13 protein-coding genes are annotated in these 17,502 nt (G+C 71.8%); 7 read left to right on the forward strand and 6 right to left on the reverse strand.

Annotated features, from left to right (window positions below; translation table 11 throughout):
* Window positions 1-41 precede the first annotated feature (41 nt).
* Window positions 42-932, forward strand: coding sequence for a diiron oxygenase (locus ABZ780_RS03085; protein WP_357483601.1), 891 nt, complete (start codon window positions 42-44; stop codon window positions 930-932).
* A 95-nt stretch (window positions 933-1,027) separates the two neighbouring features.
* On the opposite strand, the gene ABZ780_RS03090 is transcribed toward ABZ780_RS03085, so the two are convergent.
* On the reverse strand, window positions 1,028-1,579 hold the full coding sequence (locus ABZ780_RS03090) for a winged helix-turn-helix domain-containing protein (protein ID WP_356999941.1): 552 nt from the start codon (window positions 1,577-1,579) through the stop codon (window positions 1,028-1,030).
* Window positions 1,580-1,910: 331 nt separating this feature from the next.
* On the opposite strand from ABZ780_RS03090, the gene ABZ780_RS03095 reads away from it, so the two are divergent.
* Complete coding sequence (locus tag ABZ780_RS03095; RefSeq protein ID WP_357483605.1) at window positions 1,911-6,281, forward strand: S8 family serine peptidase; 4,371 nt, start codon at window positions 1,911-1,913, stop codon at window positions 6,279-6,281.
* 74 nt (window positions 6,282-6,355) lie between these two features.
* Here the strand turns inward: ABZ780_RS03095 and ABZ780_RS03100 are convergent, their stop codons facing one another.
* Window positions 6,356-6,862 carry a winged helix-turn-helix domain-containing protein gene (locus ABZ780_RS03100; protein ID WP_356999945.1) on the reverse strand — a complete coding sequence of 169 codons (507 nt, stop codon included), beginning with the start codon at window positions 6,860-6,862 and terminating at the stop codon, window positions 6,356-6,358.
* Between the two features lie 235 nt (window positions 6,863-7,097).
* Between ABZ780_RS03100 and ABZ780_RS03105 the strand changes: the two genes are divergently transcribed.
* Genes ABZ780_RS03105 through ABZ780_RS03120 form a run of 4 tightly spaced genes read left to right on the forward strand, consistent with a single transcriptional unit; the run spans window position 7,098 to window position 10,759 of the window.
* Entirely contained in the window at window positions 7,098-8,090 is a 993-nt protein-coding gene (locus ABZ780_RS03105) for a phosphatase PAP2 family protein (protein ID WP_357483608.1), read from the forward strand.
* 16 nt (window positions 8,091-8,106) lie between these two features.
* Complete coding sequence (locus tag ABZ780_RS03110; protein WP_356999951.1) at window positions 8,107-8,796, forward strand: response regulator transcription factor; 690 nt, start codon at window positions 8,107-8,109, stop codon at window positions 8,794-8,796.
* The gene (locus ABZ780_RS03115) at window positions 8,793-10,259 is read left to right on the forward strand and encodes an ATP-binding protein (protein WP_357483611.1); all 1,467 of its coding nucleotides are present in this window, start codon (window positions 8,793-8,795) and stop codon (window positions 10,257-10,259) included. Before ABZ780_RS03110 ends, ABZ780_RS03115 begins: the two co-directional genes overlap by 4 nt.
* On the forward strand, window positions 10,256-10,759 hold the full coding sequence (locus ABZ780_RS03120; RefSeq protein WP_357483613.1) for a hypothetical protein: 504 nt from the start codon (window positions 10,256-10,258) through the stop codon (window positions 10,757-10,759). The genes ABZ780_RS03115 and ABZ780_RS03120 overlap by 4 nt, the downstream gene beginning before the upstream one ends.
* Before the next feature lie 16 nt (window positions 10,760-10,775).
* Here ABZ780_RS03120 and ABZ780_RS03125 read toward each other — a convergent pair whose 3' ends face one another.
* Genes ABZ780_RS03125 through ABZ780_RS03135 form a run of 3 tightly spaced genes read right to left on the reverse strand, consistent with a single transcriptional unit; the run spans window position 10,776 to window position 14,097 of the window.
* Window positions 10,776-11,786 carry a D-alanine--D-alanine ligase family protein gene (locus ABZ780_RS03125; protein ID WP_357483616.1) on the reverse strand — a complete coding sequence of 337 codons (1,011 nt, stop codon included), beginning with the start codon at window positions 11,784-11,786 and terminating at the stop codon, window positions 10,776-10,778.
* Window positions 11,783-12,925: an alanine racemase gene (gene alr, locus ABZ780_RS03130; RefSeq protein WP_357483619.1), complete on the reverse strand. Its 1,143-nt coding sequence runs from the start codon at window positions 12,923-12,925 to the stop codon at window positions 11,783-11,785. Before alr ends, ABZ780_RS03125 begins: the two co-directional genes overlap by 4 nt.
* On the reverse strand, window positions 12,922-14,097 hold the full coding sequence (locus tag ABZ780_RS03135) for an acyltransferase family protein (RefSeq protein WP_357483621.1): 1,176 nt from the start codon (window positions 14,095-14,097) through the stop codon (window positions 12,922-12,924). The genes alr and ABZ780_RS03135 overlap by 4 nt, the downstream gene beginning before the upstream one ends.
* Window positions 14,098-14,244: 147 nt before the next feature.
* Here ABZ780_RS03135 and ABZ780_RS03140 point away from each other — a divergent pair, with 147 nt between their 5' ends.
* Window positions 14,245-15,120, forward strand: coding sequence for an LLM class F420-dependent oxidoreductase (locus ABZ780_RS03140; protein WP_356999965.1), 876 nt, complete (start codon window positions 14,245-14,247; stop codon window positions 15,118-15,120).
* 75 nt (window positions 15,121-15,195) lie between these two features.
* Here ABZ780_RS03140 and ABZ780_RS03145 read toward each other — a convergent pair whose 3' ends face one another.
* Window positions 15,196-17,457 (reverse strand): catalase, encoded by a 2,262-nt coding sequence (locus ABZ780_RS03145; RefSeq protein WP_357483624.1) that lies wholly within the window; start codon window positions 17,455-17,457, stop codon window positions 15,196-15,198.
* Window positions 17,458-17,502 lie beyond the last annotated feature (45 nt).

Genomic DNA, 17,502 nt, shown 5'->3' on the forward strand with positions numbered 1-17,502 from the left:
CTCGTAACAGTTACCGGTCGTCACGTCAATATGGAGGGACCATGGAGGCGACGGAACCCGAGGGTACGGCGGTCGCCGAGCGACTGCTCACGTCGTCGCTGCGGACCAGCTACGACCCCGTTGTCGAGATCGACTGGGACGCGCCGCACACCCCGGGCGCCTACTGGCTCCCGCCGCACCGCAGCAGCCTCTACGGCACTCCACTCTGGTCGCGTCTGAGCGAGGAGCAGCGTGTCGAGCTCACCAAACACGAGGTGGCCAGCGCCGCCAGCGCCGGGCTGTGGTTCGAGACGATCCTCATGCAGATGCTGATCCGGCAGTACTACGACGACGACCCCACCAGCCGGCACGCCCAGTACGCGCTGACCGAGGTCGCCGACGAGTGCCGGCACTCGATCATGTTCGGTCGGCTGATCGAGGCGACGGGCTGCCCCGTCTACCGGGCGAGCCCGGTCGACCACTGGCTCGGCCGGTTCCTCAAGGCCACCGCCAGCGGCCCCCGGATGTACGCCGCGATCCTCATCGCCGAGGAGATCCTCGACGCGTTCCAGCGCGAGATCATGGCGGACGAGTCGCTCCAACCGCTGATCCGGATGGTCTCGCGCATCCACGTGGTGGAGGAGGCGCGACACGTCCGGTTCGCCCGCGACGAGTTGGTCCGCCAGGTCGCGGCAGCCGGCCCGGTCGGCATGGCGTACGCCCGGCTGTTGATCGGACGCGCCGCCTACACGATCGCCAACCGCCTGGTCCACCCGGACGCCTACGCGGCGGTGGGCATCGCGCCCCAGGTGGGCCGGGCAGCCGCCCGCGCCAACCCGCACTGGCGGGCCACCCTGCGCTGGTCGGCGGCCCGGGTGCACGACCACCTCGCGGACGCCGGCCTGGTGGCCGGGCCGGGTCGGCTGCTGTGGGCCCGCGCCGGGCTGATCTGACGGCCGGCTCGGTGCCACTGTCGTCGGTCGACCACCTCGCGTGGCGCGACGGTCGGATCAGGCGGCGCTGATCAACTGCCCACATCAGGCAGGCGTCAGGCGCGCCCGATCCGGGGCTCCTGCCGGTCGGTGAGCAGCAGGCCGACGCCCCGCACCGCCTCGATCGTGGCAGCGGTGCCGAGGTCGAGCAGCTTGCGCCGCAGGCGCTTCACGAGGGACTGCACGTCGGCCTTACGCTCGCGCCCCTCGTCATGCCAGACCGACCGGTGCAGCTCGGCGTAGCTCCACACCCGGACCGGCTCGGTGGTCAGGCAGGTGAGCAGGTCGCGTTCCAACCGGGTGAGGTCGACCTCGCGGGTCCCGTACCGTGCGGTGGACCGGGCCGAGTCGATGACCAGGGCGAAGTCGGCCACCACGGCGGGCGTCGGCCCGGCCGGTGACTCATCGGGCGGCTCGGCCGGCTGCGGCGGCCCGATCAGCCGGCGCAGCTCGTCGAGGTCGGCCACCAGCAGCAGCGGCGCGATGCCCTCGAGACGTTCCGCGAGCCGGATCCGCTCGGTCGCCGACGGGGTCACCGCGATCAGGAGTGGGAACGGCTCGTCAGTCGGAGCAGCCCCGCCCACCGCAGCTTCGTCGTCCTCGGCCACCACACCCGCCCGGGATAGATGGGCATTCCTGCCCAGCTCTCGTCATGGTCCTGACAGTGATTGGCAAGCGCGTCGCCACCAGGGCAACCGTTAGCGACAAGTTGCTCACAGCAAGTTCTTGATCGTCCTTTCCTCTCGATCATAGTGTCCACTCGGGCAACCGGCGTGACCCGCGCGGTGCATGGAGGGGCATGAAGGGGTTCGTCCGCTCGGCTCAACGGCGGCGAACCAACCGCACCCTCACCATGGCCCATTACACCCCTGGGTCGTTCTGAGGGAGGCAGCACCGATGTTCAGACGTCCACAATGGAGGCGCACAGCCAGATCACTGGTGAGCGCCGGAGCGGCGATGATCCTCGCCGCCACAGGCCTGGCCACCATCGGCTCCAGCGCCCAGGCGGCGCCCGGCCAGATGGGGTCGGGCACCGCCGCGGGCGACAAGATCCGACCGGAACTCGCCAAGCAACTCCAGGCCAAGAACGCAGGGGACTTCTGGATCCGGTTCAAGGACCGGGCGGACCTGAGCAAGGTCAGCACCATCAAGGACTGGACGAAGCGCGGCGCGGCGGTGGCCGAGACGCTGCGCAAGACCGCCGCCGAGAGCCAGGGCAAGATCCGGGCCGAACTCGACAGCTCGGGCGCCAAGTACGAGACCTTCTGGGCCACCAACGCCATCAAGGTGAACAGCGGCACGCTCGCCATGGCGCAGAAGTTCGCCGCACACTCGGAGGTCGAGGGCCTCTACGCCCCGGTCGCGTACGAGGTGCCGGAGACCATCAAGGGCGCCGACGAGAAGACCGTCAACGCGCTCGAGTGGGGCATCGCCAACATCAACGCCGACGACGTCTGGTCCCAGTACGGCGTCACCGGCGAGGGCATCACCATCGCCAACATCGACACCGGCGTGCAGTTCGACCACCCCGCGCTGGTGAACTCCTACCGCGGCAACAACGGCGACGGCACGTTCGACCACAACTACAACTGGTTCAACGCCGCCGGCACCTGCTCGGCTGCGCCCTGTGACAACGATGGCCACGGTACGCACACCATGGGCACCATGGCCGGCTCCGCCGGCGCGAACCAGATCGGTGTCGCACCCGGGGTCAAGTGGATCGCCGCGAACGGCTGCTGCCCCAGCGACGCCGCCTTGATCGAATCCGGTCAGTGGATGCTCGAACCGACTGACCTGAACGGCCAGAACCCGGACGCCAGCAAGCGGCCGAACATCATCAACAACTCCTGGGGCACCCGGCTGCCGTCGAACGAGCCCTTCATGGAGGACGTGACGCTGGCCTGGACCGCGTCGGGCATCTTCGGTGTCTGGTCCAACGGCAACAGCGGACCGGCCTGCCAGACCAGCGGCTCGCCGGGCAGCCTCGCCAGCAACTACTCGACCGGCGCGTACGACGTCAACAACAACGTCGCGGGCTTCTCGTCCCGTGGCGCAGGGCAGAACGGTGAGATCAAGCCCAACATCTCCGCGCCGGGCGTGAACATCCGGTCGAGCATCCCGGGCAGCACGTACGGCAGCATCAGCGGCACCTCGATGGCAGCCCCGCACCTCGCGGGCGCTATCGCGTTGCTCTACTCGGCCGCGCCGTCGCTCGTCGGTGACGTCAACGCGACCCGTACCCTGCTCAACGGCGCCGCCATCGACAAGGCCGACAGCCAGTGCGGTGGCACCGCGGCGGACAACAACGTCTACGGCGAAGGCCGGCTGGACGCCCTCGCGCTGCTCAACGCCGCACCGACCGGCGACGTCGGCACCCTCGCCGGCACGGTCACCGACGCCGCCACCGGCACCCCGATCGCCGGCGCGACCCTGACGCTCACCGGCCCCACCGCACGCGAGGTGACCACCGGGGCCGACGGGACGTACTCGACCCAACTCCCGGTCGGTGACTACCAGGTCGCCGTGTCCGCCTTCGGTTACGGCACCACCACGAAGTCGGCGACCGTCACCAACCGCGCCACCACGACGCTCGACGTCGCACTGACGGCGGTGGCGAGCGTCAACATCACCGGCGCGGTCACCGACGGCTCCGGGCACGGCTGGCCGTTGTACGCCAAGGTGACCGTGACCGGCCTGTCGGGCGTCTACGACTACACCACGCCGTCCAACGGTCGCTACACCATCAAGCTGCCGGCCGGGCAGACCTACACCCTGAAGTACGAGCCGCAGTACCCGGGCTACCAGACGGTCACCAAGACGGTCGTGGTCGGCACCCGCAACGTGACCACCAACGTCGCGGTGCCGGTGGACACCACCAGGTGCACGACGGCGCCCGGCTACGAGTTCGGTGCGGACGGCGAGTACGAGACCTTCGACGGCACGACCACGCCGGCCGGCTGGACCGTGGTGGACAACGCGGGCAGCGGCCAGGTCTGGAAGTTCACCGACGACGGCAGGCGAGGCAACCTGACCGGCGGCAGCGGCAACTTCGCGATGATCGACAGTGACGCGTACGGCGCGGGCAACAGCCAGGACACCTCGCTGGTCAGCCCGGTTGTCGACCTGACCGGCGTCACCGCCCCGTTCATCCGGTTCAACCAGGACTTCAACCAGTTGGACCAGGACACCGCCGACGTCGACCTCAGCATCGACGGTGGCACCACCTGGACGAACGTGCTCCGCCAGGAGACCGACGTCCGTGGGCCGAGGGTCACCGAGGTCCCGATCCCGCAGGCCGCCGGCAAGGCGCAGGTCCAGGTGCGGTTCCGCTACTACGACGCCTCCTACGAGTGGTGGTGGGAGGTCGACAACGTCCTGATCGGCAGCCAGGTCACCTGTGTGCCGGTCGACGGCGGTCTGGTCGTCGGCAACGTCCGCGACAAGAACGACGACAGCTACATCAACGGCGCGACCGTCACCAGCAGCGACCGGCCCAGCGAGAAGGCCGTCACCGTGGCGACCCCGGACGACCCGGGGCTGGCCGACGGCTTCTACTGGATCTACTCGACGCTGACCGGCACGCACAAGTTCACCGCGACGGCCGGCAACTACGCCAGCCAGAGCAAGCAGATCGACGTCGAGCCCGACTGGGCGACCGCCACGAACTTCGCCCTCGCGGCGGGCCAACTGTCGGTGACACCCACCCAGTTGAGCGCGACGCTCCAGATGCCCGGAGGCAAGACCAACAAGACGTTCACGGTGACCAACACCGGCGGCGCGCCCGTCGCGGTCGGCTTCAGTGAGCGTGACAACGGCTTCGAGCTCCTGCGGGCGGACGGCTCCCGGGTGACCCGGCAGCAGGTGCTCGGTGCCGCCGGTGCGCCGGAGCAGCGGCTCTCCGTCCCGACGTCGTTCGCCGCCAAGGCGTCCGGCATGGCGCCGACGGTGGCTTCCCCCGCGGTCGGCCCGCAGGCCGCGCCGTGGACGGACATCGCCGACTACCCGGCCAACATCATGGACAACCGGGTGGTGACGCTGGACGGCAAGGTGTACTCGATCGGCGGTGGTGACGGCAGCGCCTCCACCACGAAGAACTACGCCTACGACCCGACCGCGCAGACCTGGACGGCGATCGCCGATCTTCCCGCCGCGCGCAACGCCCTGACGGTGGGCGTCGTGGACGGGAAGATCATCGCCTCGGGTGGTTGGGGTGACAACGGCCCGGACGCGGCCACCTGGTCCTACGACCCGGCGGCCAACACCTGGACGGCACGGGCCGCCAACCCGGCGCCGCGGGCCGCGGCCGGGCAGGCGGTCGTCGACGGCAAGCTGTACGCCATCGGTGGCTGCACCACCGCGGGCTGCCTGCCGATGTCGAACAGCGTCGTCCGGTACGACCCGGCCAGCAACGCCTGGGAGACGCTGGCCAACTACCCGAAGTCGGTGGCGTTCGCCTCCTGCGGCGGGATCGACGGGATCGTCTACTGCACCGGCGGTAACGACGGGTCCGTCGCGCAGAAGGCCAGCTACGCCTTCGACCCGGGTGCCAACACCTGGACCGCCATCGCTGACGCGCCGGCCGACAACTGGGCCAGCTCGTACGCGGTGGCCAGCGGCAAGCTCCTCGTGGTGGGCGGTTCGCAGGGTGGGGCCATCAGCAACGCCGGCTTCGCCTTCGACCCGGCCACCAGCTCGTGGTCCAACCTGCCGAACGCCAACACCGCCCGGTACCGGGGTGGCGCGGCGTGTGGCTTCTACAAGGTCGGCGGCTCGTCGGGCAGCTTCAACGCCGCTGCCGACAGCGAGGTGCTGCCGGGCTTCGAGGGCTGCGCCGAGGCGGCGGCCGACGTCAGCTGGATGACGATCGACAAGTCGTCGGTCACCCTCGCGCCGGGTGCGAAGGTCACGGTCACCGTCGGGATGACGGCGAACGTGGACCAGCCGGGCACCTACTCCGGCGCGGTAGCGATCAAGGAGAACACGCCGTACTCGGTGGCACCGGTCGAGGTGACCATGACGGCGACGCCCCCGAAGACCTGGGGCAAGCTGATGGGTACGGTGACCGGCACCAGCTGCCAGGGTGCGACCTCGCCGATCTCCGGCGCGGTGGTCCAGGTCGACTCGTGGGCGATGTCGTTCACGTTCGCGACCGACACCGCCGGCAAGTACGCCTACTGGATGGACCGTCGCAACAACCCGCTCACGATGATCGTCGCCAAGGACGGCTGGAAGCCCCAGACCCGTCAGGCGAGGATCGACACCACCACTCCCACGGTGGAGAACTTCGGGTTGTCTCCCATCCGGTGCTGACGCCTGAGCGGTAGTACACAGATCCGGCCCGCCTGGTCACCGACCAGGCGGGCCGGACCCGTTCCGGCGGCGCCTCAGACGGTGGCGAGCCGGAAGCCGACCCCGCGGACCGCGTCGATCGTGGCCGCGGCGTCGAGCCGGGCGAGCTTGCGGCGGACCCGCCGCACGACCGAGTGCATGTCGGACCCCCGGCCGAGGTGCCGGTTGCCCCAGACCTCAAGGTGCAGTCGCTCGTAGGTCCAGACCTGCCCGGGCGCGTCGACCAGGCAGAGCAGGACGTCGTGCTCCAGCCGGGTCAGGTCGATCTCCTGGTCACGCCAGCGCAGGACCCGACGGTCGGAGTCGACGGCCAGGTCGGGCGGAGGCGGCTGCGCAGCCGGCACCACCTCGGCGCGGACAGCCTGTGCCGGCAGCGCGGCGACCGGTGGCATCTCGACCACCCCGAGAAACTCCCGCGCCTGGTCGACGTTCGAGACGATCAGAAAGGCGTCGCTCCCACCGAGCAGCCGGGCCAGCTGCCGGCGCTCGGCCGGCGACGACGCGATGCCGATGACCAGCGAGGCGACCGGAACGTGTTGCATTGCCCCACCCCTTCCGGGTCCCCACAAACACTCCGGATGGTTTCGTGCCGCCGACCAGAGCATCGATCGGCATCTTGACCTTAGTGGCGACGAGTCTCGGCTGGGTAAAACATAGTTGCATGTAAGCATGTGAATCCCGTTCGGGTCGTATCTCTCCGGGCGGTGCCGGCGGTTGTGACAGAACCAAGACACAGCACGGACGGAGCACGGACCTGCCGGGCGGACGATGGCCGGCATGTCCCTTCGATCGTCGTACCCCGTCGGCCGGTCGTCGGTCGCCTCCACGCTGCCGCCGCCGACCGGTGTCGTGCGACAGGTGCCGTCCAGCCGCGTGGCCGCGCCCCTGGGCCCGCGGCTGCTCGGGGCGGCCGTGTGCTTCCTGGTCGCGCTGGGTCTGACCGGCGTGCTGTTCGTGTGGACGTACCCCGGTCAGTGGGTGGACGGCCTGCTCCTGCCGCGCGCCGAGCGGGGTGGGGGTTACGAGCAGCAGACCGACCTGGTCGGGCCGGCGAAGGCCGTGCTGGCGACCTTCGGCGACCGGACGCTGCTGGCCGCGCTGCTCGGCGGGCTGCTGCTGGTGGGCCTGCTCGGCCGGCGTCTGCTGGCCGGCGTCGTGGGTGTCGTCATGGTGCTCGGCGCGGCCGTGGCGGCCGGCGCGGCGAAGTCGGCGCTGCCCCGCCCGGATCTGGCGATCCAGAGCTCGACCACCCACAACAGCTTCCCCAGCGGTCATGTCGCGGTCGCGGCGGCCCTGCTGCTGGCGTACATGCTGGTCCTGCCCGGATGGGCCCGACGGTGGCTGGCGCTGCCGGGCGCGGCTGGCGTCTCGGTGATCGGCGCGGCCACCATGATCGCGGGCTGGCACCGCTTCAGCGATGTGCTCGGCGGCGTCCTGCTGAGCGCGACGCTGTTCTGCCTGGCCGCAGCCGCCCTCGCGGGCAGGCCGGGCGGCGGCGCACCCCGCTCGCCTGGCCGGCTGGACGGCGGCGGCGTCGGGCGCCGGTTGGCCGAGGGCCTGGTGGGGCTGGTCGTCCTCGTCTGGGCGTCGATGGCGGTGGCGCCCGATCTGGCCGCCTCGGTGCGGCGGGGCCCGTTGTTGGCCATCGTGGCGGCGGCCGGGCTGACGATGCTCGCGGTGGGCGTGGCGGTGTTTCTGGTGCGGTCGGCGGATTTCGCGGCACCGGCGGGGCACAGAACGACGCCGACGAAAGGCGACGTATATCCGTGATGGGATACTTGGTGGCATGTCCCAGGTCCTGCTGATCGAAGATCACCAGACGGTCCGCGACGGGTTGCAGTTGGCGCTGACCCGACAGGGCCACACGGTGGACGCCGTGGCGACCGGTGAGCAGGGGCTGCAACGGCTGCGCGAGGCCGAGGTCGTGGTCCTCGATCTCATGCTGCCCGGCATGGACGGGTTCGAGGTCTGTCGCCGGATCCGCCAGCTCGGCGACCTGCCGATCATCATGCTCACCGCCCGCAACGACGACATGGACGTGGTGGCGGGTCTGGAGGCCGGTGCCGACGACTACGTGGTCAAGCCGGTGCAGCCCCGGGTGCTGGAGGCCCGCATCCGCGCGGTGCTGCGCCGGACGGCGGTCGAACCGCGGCGCGCCGACAGCGAACGGCCCGGCCTGCGTCAGCACGGCTCGCTGACCATCGACCGGGCCGCGCTGGTGGTCAGCAAGGACGGCACGCCGGTCAGCCTGGCCCCGACGGAGCTGCGCCTGCTGCTCGAACTGTCCCACACCCCGGGGCAGGTGCTCAGCCGCCAGCAGTTGCTGGAGGCCGTGTGGGAGCACGGCTACCTCGGCGACTCGCGCCTGGTGGACGCCTGCGTGCAGCGGCTGCGCGCCAAGATCGAGGACGAGCCGTCGGCCCCGGTCTTCATCCAGACGGTCCGCGGGTTCGGCTACCGGTTCGGGCCGTTGTGACACGGTGGCGCTGGGCCGGCACCAGGGCTTCGGGCCTGCGGCTCCGGCTGGTCCTGGCGTTCGCCCTGCTGGGCGTCACCACCACGGCGGTGGTGGCCAGCGTGAGCTACGTCCAGGCCCGCACCGTGATCCTCCAGCTGGCGCAGGATGCCGAGGTGGCGTCGCTGACCGACCAGATCGCGAAGCTGTACCCGGTCGTCAACCTGCCACCCACCCAGGAGGACCTCGACCTGATGGCGCAGCGCCTCTCCGACCGGGACGGGTACGCGGTGGTGCGGTACCGGGATCTGCGGGGCCAGGGCGCCCAGGTGCGCGCACCCCTCACCCCGGAGGTGCAGGCGGCGGTCGCCGATGGTCGCATCGCCTGGCAACGTGTCAGCCGGGACGGGGTGCCCACGCTGCTCATCGGCACCCAGCTGAGGATCGAACGCCCCGACGGCAGCTCCGTGCCGTCCGGGCTGGAGGTCTATTCGGTGCGCAGCCTCGCCTCCGAGCAGCGGAGCATCGACCAGCTCGCCACCTACGCGTGGCTGACCGGCGGGCTCTCCCTGATCCTCGCGGTCCTGCTGGCCCTGCTGGCCGCTCGGGGCGTGCTGCGGCCGGTACGCGAGCTGGGTCAGGCGGCCCGCCGGCTCGGCGAGGGCGACCTGTCCACCCGGCTGACCGTCCGTGGCGTGGACGAGCTGGCCGACGTGGCGCGGACCTTCAACGACACCGCCGGGAGACTGGAGCGGCAGGTCGGTGAGCTGCGGCGGATGGAGGCCGACGCCCGGCGCTTCGTCGCCGACGTGTCACACGAACTCCGCACGCCGCTGGCCGCGATGACGGCGGTCACCGACGTGCTCGACGAGGAGGCGGACCGGCTGCCGGGGGACGCCGGCCGGGCCGCCCGGCTGGTCAGTCAGGAGACGCAGAGCCTCACCCAACTGGTCAACGACCTCATCGAGGTCAGCAGGTTCGACTCGGGAACGGCGCGGCTCGCCCTCGACGACATCGATGTCGCCGCGGCGGTCACCGCGACCCTGCGGGTGCGGGGCTGGGCCGAACGGGTGCGAACGGAGCTGCCACCGGGTGTGGTCGCCCGGCTCGACCCCCGCCGGCTCGACGTCATCGTCGCCAACCTGGTCGGAAACGCCTTCCGCCACGGCGCCGAGCCGGTGTCGGTACGCCTGAGCGCCGAGGAGGACTGGATCACCATCGAGGTCAGCGACCACGGGCCGGGATTGGACCAGCAGGTGCTGCCGCACGTCTTCGACCGCTTCTACAAGGCCGACACCGCGCGGACCCGCTCCGAGGGCAGCGGTCTCGGCCTCGCCATCGCCTGGGAGAACGCACGGCTGCACCGGCGCGCCGGGCAGTCCGGACGTCTCGTCGCGGGCAACGCGCCGACCGGCGGCGCGGTGTTCACGCTCCGCCTGCCCCGCCGGGCGTCGGACACGGCGGACGAGGCAGGCGTACGGTGAGCGGCCGTCGAGCGCTGCTGGTCGCGGTGGGGCTCCTGTTCGCGCTGCTCGCCACGGGCTGCGGCGTCCGGCCCAGCGAGGTCATCAACGGCCGCCCTGCGGTGACCGGCCCGTCCGAGGGCACCGGGATCTACCTGATCGCGGATGGGCAGGTCGCCTTGGTGATCCGGCAGACGAAGACGCCGTCGCCGCCGCTGTCGCCGGCCGCGACGCTCGCCCTGCTCGCCAAGGGGGCCAGCGAGACCGAGCGGAGTGCGGGGCTCACCAGCGAGGTGCCGGCCGACCTCGTTCCGGCCGACGTGGGGCCGACAGCCGACGGGCGAGGCGTCACGGTGACGGTGGCGGGTGCCGTGTTGCCGCTGTCGCCGCTCGCCGCCGACCAACTCGTCTGCACCGTGGCCGATGCCGTGGCACGCACCGCCCAGGGGACGAGTTTCGCCCCGGTCACCCTGGTCGGGCCGGACGGCACCCGCCCGGCCCGGACCTGCCCGCTGGCGTGACCGGGGCGATGGCCGCTCACACCAGGCCGACCGCCCGGGGCAGCCCGCCGAACGAGCGCTGGTCCGCATCGGCCAGCGCGCCGTCGATCAGGATGTCGAGCAGGGCGGGGAACGCGATGCCGGCCCGCCGCCAGATCTGCGGGAACTGCGACGCGGCAGTGAAACCGGGGAAGGTGTTGACCTCGTTCACGATCGGCTCCGCGCCCTCGCCGGGAAGGAAGAAGTCGACCCGCAGCAGCCCCCGACAGTCGAGGGCGTCGAAGGCGCGGATCGCACGGTCCTGGAGCACCTCGGTGGTGGCGGCGTCGAGCGGGGCGGGGATCTCGAAGACCGCCCCACCGTCGTACTTCGCGTCGTAGTCGAAGAAGCCGGCGCCGGCCACCCGGATCTCCAGGGGCGGCCCGGCCTGGACCCGACCGTCGGGGTGCTGGAGGACGGCCACGTCGATCTCCCGACCACGCGCGCCCTGCTCGACGAGCACCTTCGGGTCGAGCGCGCGGGCCCGATCCAGCGCGTCCGGTAGGTCCGCCCAGTCCGTCACCTTGACGACGCCGAGGCTGGACCCGGCCCGCGCGGGTTTGACGAAGACCGGCAGGCCCAGGCGCCGCCGGTCGGCCGGCGGCAGGTCCTCCCCGGATCGCAGGGTAACGCCGGGGCTGACCCGCAGGCCCTCCGCGGCGAGGAGGCGCTTGGTGACGCCCTTGTCCATGCCCGCCGCGCTGGCGAAGACCCCGTTGCCCACGTACGGCACGCCGAGCCACTCCAGCAGCGACGCGACAGTGCCGTCCTCGCCGTACGGGCCGTGCAGGGCCGGGAACACCACGTCCTGGGCGCGTACCACCCGCAGTGCCTGGGGCAGCGGCATCGGCTGGCCGTCGACGTGCCACTCGCCGTCGGTGTCGATGAGCACCTCGGTGACCTGGTACCGCTCGCGGTCCAGCGCGGCCAGGATGCTCTCGCCCGATCGGCGCGACACCGCGTGCTCGCCGCTCCGCCCGCCGTACAGCACTGCCAGTCGCGTGGTCATGAGACGTCCGTCCTTTCGTGGAGGTGGTCGCGGCCCACCCGGGCCCCGATGCCGGTCAAGATCTCGTGCGGGTTGGTGCCGGCCCACCGCGCCCACTCGGTGACGGTCGGCGCGGCTGTGCCGTCCCCGCCGGGGCCGAACACGACGACCGGATCCCCGATCGCCACGGGCGCCTCGCCGACGTCGACCACGCACTGGTCCATGGCGATGCGCCCGACGACCGGGCGGCGTCGACCGCCGAGCCATACCTCGGCGCGGCCCTCGGTGGCCCGGGGAAGGCCGTCGGCGTAACCGAGCGGCAGCAGCGCCAACGTCGTCGGCCGCTCGGTCACGTACTCCGGGCCGTAGGACACGCCGGTGCCGGTAGGCACCCGCTTCAGGTTGATCACGGTGGTCCGCAGCGTCATGGCGGGCCGCAGCCCGAACGCGCCTGGCCCGTCCGCGCCGAACGGGTCCACGCCGTAGAGGGCGAGCCCGATCCGGCAGAGGTCGAAGCGGGTCCGGGGCGCCGACAGGGCCGCGGCCGAGTTGGCCAGGTGCACGAGGTCGGGGGAGAGGCCGGCGTGCTGGGCGACCCGCAGTGCCTCCTCGAACATCGCCACCTGGTGGGGCAGGCCGGGGCTGCCCGGCACGTCCGCGTCGGCCAGGTGGGACCACACACCGCGAACCCGGACCCCGCCCTCCACCTCGTACTTGCGGGCCCACGCCACCAGGTCGGGCCAGTCGTCGCCGCTGGCCCCGTTGCGGGACAACCCGGTGTCGACCTTGAGCTGCACCGTCGCGGGCAGGCCGACCCGGTGGGCCGCGTCGACGATCGCGTGCAGATGGGTGGTCGTCGACACGCCGACGTCGACGCCCGCGCTGATCAACGCGGCGAAGTCGTCGTCCGGGCGGTGCAGCCAGCTCAGCGTGGGCGCGGTGATGCCCGCGCCGCGCAGGGCCAGCGCCTCGGCGGCCGAGGTCACACCCAACCAGCCGGCGCCGGCGTTCAGCGCGGCCCGCGCGACCGGCACCGCGCCGTGGCCGAACCCGTCCGCCTTCACCACGGCCATCACGTCGGTGCCGGTGGTCGCCGCGACCGCCCGCACGTTGTCGGCGATCGCCCCGAGGTCGACCACCGCCTTGGCCAACGCGCTCATCGGGCGGCCCCCGGACGGGCCCCTCGCGGGGCCGCCGCCCGGCGGGGTCCGGGGAGCGCGAACAGCCAGCCGGCGCGCACCGCCAGCAGCCCGCGGTGGACGGCCAGGCTCAGGCCGATGATGAGCCCGGTCAGCAGGATCGGATAGCCGAGCACCACCAGGCCCTGACCGGCCGGGTCCAGCCCTGAGACCGGGCCGAGCAGCACATGGTGCAGCAGTGCCAGGACGGGCATGTGAACGACGTAGATGGGCAGGGTGATGCGCCCGAGGGTGGCCAGCCGGTCGCTCAGCGCACGCCATCGGCACAACCGGGCGGCGGCGGTGATGCCGAAGGCCACCGCCACGACGGAGACCACCGGCCACACGCCGAACCACCGCTGCGCGCCGGCCGCCGCCATCGCGGCGAGCGCGACGGCGTACGCGCCCGAGGTCAGCGCGAGGCGGCGCCGGGTGGCGGTCGCCGCCCACCGTTCGATCTGCGGGCGCAGGTGCAGGCCGGCGAGGAAGAAGACCAGGTTCTGGTAGAGGCCGGCACGGTTGCCCGGGGTGTCGAGCAGGCCGGCCGCGGCGACGGCCGACAACACCGCCGCGGGTACGAGCACCAGCACCCGGGGCGCCCGCCGGAGCACCTTGGCGAGCGTGAAGTAGAGCGCCAGGGCGTACAGGTACCACAGGTTGGACGGGGTGATCGTGAGCTGTTCCAGGAGTTCGAGGGCGGACGTGGCACGGTCGGTCGGGAGGTCCGGCGCCGCCGCGAGGGCCGCGGTGTGGATCAGCAGCCAGAGGGCGTACAGGTAGAGGAACCCGGCGATGCGGGTACGGGCGACGGTCCGCCAGGGCCGCCCGACGGCGTTCGCCGCGAAGACGCCGGAGATGGTGAAGAACAGGGGCATCCGCAGCGGCAGGAACTGCTCGCCGAGCGCACCCCACAGGCCCGGCACGGGTACGCCGAGGTGCCAGTCGATCTGCAGGTAGTCCTTGACGATGACGTGCCACAGGACGACGAGGATGATGCAGACGCCCTTCGCCGCGTCGGCCCACTGCGCCCGACCGGACCCGGCGGGGACGGGTCCGGCGAGAGCCCGGGGCCTCCGGTGGCGGGACCGGGCGCGCGGCGCGTCGGGCTGCTGCTCGGCGGGCCGGGAGACGGTGGATGTGGGCGGTTGGATCACCTACCAGAAGTTGCCAGCGGGATATCCGCAGGTGATCCACGAAATGTCATGAACCGGTAATGGACGTCGCCGGACCGGCTCGCGGGCACCGTCGACAGCCATGCCGGTGACGCCGTGGGCCACTAGGCTCGTTCCGGAGGTGCCGAGATGAATCTTGGTCTGCACTACTGGAGTTTCTCGACCCCGGCCGCGCCGGCCACGATCGCGCCGACGCTGGCGGAGGCGGCCGTCGCCGCCGAGCAGGCCGGCGTCGCCTCGTTCACCGTGATGGACCACTTCTTCCAGATGGACGCGGTGGCTCCGGCCGAGGAGCCGATGCTGGAGGCGTACACGACGCTTGGCTACGTCGCGGCGAAGACCCAACGGATGACGCTGGGCGTGCTGGTCACCGGCGTGATGTACCGGTACCCGGGTCTGCTCGCCAAGACGGTGACGACCCTCGACGTGCTCTCCGGCGGTCGCGCCCGCCTCGGCATCGGGGCGTCCTGGTACGAGCGGGAGCAGCGCGGCCTCGGTGTGCCCGTGGTGCCGGTGGCGGAGCGGTTCGAGCGGCTGGAGGAGACGCTGCGCATCTGCCTGCAGATGTGGAGCGACGACAACGGGCCGTTCGAGGGGCGGCACTACCAGCTCGCCGAGACGATCAACTCGCCGCAGGCGTTGAGTCGTCCCCGCCCGCCCATCATGATCGGCGGTGGCGGCGAGAAGAAGACCCTGCGCCTGGTGGCCCGGTACGCCGACGCCTGCAACCTGTTCGGCACGGCCGACGGCGCCGGGGAGGTGGCGCGCAAGCTGGACGTGCTGCGTGAGCACTGCGCCGCCGAGGGCCGCGACTACGACAGCATCGTCAAGACGGTGGTCGCCCACCGGCCACCGTTGGACGACGTGGACGCGTTCCTCGCCGAGGTTGCCGACTACGCCGCGCTCGGCGTCACCGAGGTGCAGGTCACGCCGGCCGGGCACCCGGTGGAGTTCGCCCAGCGGCTCGGCGACGAGGTGCTGCCCCGGCTGGCCAACATCGGCTGATCCGGCAACGGCACAGTGGCGGGGCTGCCCTCCGCGCGAAGCGGAGGGCAGCCCCTGGTCGTGCTCTACCGCCGGTCAGGCGACCGAGGCGGGGAACCTCTCCCACACCCGGTGTGCGGCCATCAGCCGTTGCACCGCCGTCAGCGCCTCCGGGCCGGAGCCCGCCGACACGATGCCCGCGGTGCCGGCCACCCCGGCCTGCTCCAGGACCGTGACGCCGGCACCCCAGGCGCCGATCGCCTTGGCGTGCCGCCAGCACTCCTCCACCAGCAGCAGCACGCGGGGGTCGACGGTCGCCTGGCCCGGTTTGCCGGCCTTGGCGTCGCGGGCGGGCAGCGCGTCCGGCGCGGGGGCCGGCGCCGCGGCCAGCAGGAGCGCGTCCAGCTCGACCGACCGGCCGGTGGCGAAGGTCCGCTGCACGGGCATGTCGCCGACCAGGCCGCCGTGCGGGGCGATCAGCAGCGGCACCATGCCGGCCGCGAACACGGCCCGACGGACCTCATCGACGCCGTCGAGGTCACCGTTGGGGTCGACGACGATCCCGACCATCCGGCCGTCGGCCGGCCACTCCTGGCCGACCTGCGACAACGCGGGGCTCGGCGTGACGTCGGCCAGCGGCACCGTCGGCTGCGGCGCGGGCAGGCCGAGGCCGGTGGCGACCTGCTCGCACAGCACCGGGTCGATGTTGGCGAGGCACTGGAGCTGCCGCTCCTTGATCGCCTGGTGGTAGCACTTGCCCAGCTCGAAGGTGTAGGCCCGGATGATGTGCTCCTTCTCGACCGGCGACATGCTCAGCCAGAACAGGCGTGCCTGGCTGTAGTGGTCGTCGAAGGAGACCGGATTCGCGCGGACCTTGGGCGCCTGCGCCACCGTCACCGGCACGTCCAGGAACGCCTGCTCGTCGTCGCCCGCCGGGAACGGGTTGCCACCGTCGAGCGAGTTCGGCCGGTACGGCGCGACCCCGGCGTGGACGGCGTGCTGGTGGAAGCCGTCGCGCAGCATGTCGTTGACGGCGGCGTGCGGCCGGTTGATCGGGATCTGCGTGAAGTTCGGCCCGCCCAGCCGGGTGAGCTGCGTGTCGACGTACGAGAACAGCCGGCCCTGTAGCAGCGGGTCGTTCGTGACGTCGATGCCCGGCGGCAGGTGGCCGAGGTGGAAGGCGACCTGCTCGGTCTCGGCGAAGAAGTTCGTCGGCGTCCGGTTGAGGACGAGCCTGCCGACGGGCTGCACCGGCGCGAGCTCCTCCGGCACGATCTTCGTCGGGTCCAGCAGGTCGATCCCGGCGAAGGTCTCCTCGGGGGTGTCGGGGAAGACCTGGATGCCCAGCTCCCACTCGGGGAACGCGCCGGCCTCGATCGCGTCGTAGAGGTCCCGACGGTGGAAGTCCGGGTCGATGCCGCTGAGCATCTGCGCCTCCTCCCAGTCCAGGGAGTGCACGCCGAGCTTCGGCTTCCAGTGGAACTTGGCCAGCGCCGTCTCCCCGGCCTCGTTGACGAGGCGGAACGTGTGCACACCGAAACCCTCCATGGTCCGGTACGAGCGCGGGATGCCCCGGTCGGACATGTTCCACAGGGCGTGGTGCTGCGCCTCGGTGTGCAGCGAGACGAAGTCCCAGAAGGTGTCGTGGGCGCTCTGCGCCTGCGGGATCTCCCGGTCCGGGTGCGGCTTGCCGGCGTGGATGACGTCGGGGAACTTGATGGCGTCCTGGATGAAGAACACCGGGATGTTGTTGCCGACCAGGTCGAAGGTGCCCTCGTCGGTGTAGAACTTCGTCGCGAAGCCGCGGGTGTCGCGGACCGTGTCGGCCGAGCCGCGCGAGCCGAGGACGGTGGAGAACCGGACGAAGACCTCGGTCTCCCGGCCCTTCTTGAGGAAGCCGGCCCGGGTGACCTCCTCGGCGGTGCCGTAGGCGGTGAACAGGCCGTGCGCGCCGGCGCCCCGGGCGTGCACCACCCGCTCCGGGATTCGCTCGTGGTCGAAGTGCGTGATCTTCTCGCGGAAATGGTGGTCCTGGAGCAGGACCGGTCCCCGTGGCCCGGCCTTGAGCGAGTGGTCGGTGTCGCGGAGCCGGGCTCCGTTGGCCGTGGTGAGGTACGCGCCCTGCTGGCCCTTCGCGGTCTTCGGCGCCCCGGTCCGCGCGCCCGTCGGCGTACGGGTCTGCGGCGCTCCCTGTTCCGGCTTGGGCGGCAGCGGGTCGTGGGGCGTCGTCGGCTCGTCGACGGTCGGCGGCGCGCTGCCGGGCGCGCCGGGCACGTCCGGCGTCAGGGCATCGGTGATCTTGTCTGAGGCGGTCTTCACGACGTTCTTGACCGCCTCGGCGGGCTTGCTGGAATCCACGGAACGGAACCCCTCCGTTGAGCGCTTACGAGCGGGCGTCTGCCC

It is taken from the genome of Micromonospora sp. NPDC047467, from assembly GCF_040643095.1.
Lineage (GTDB): Bacteria > Actinomycetota > Actinomycetes > Mycobacteriales > Micromonosporaceae > Micromonospora.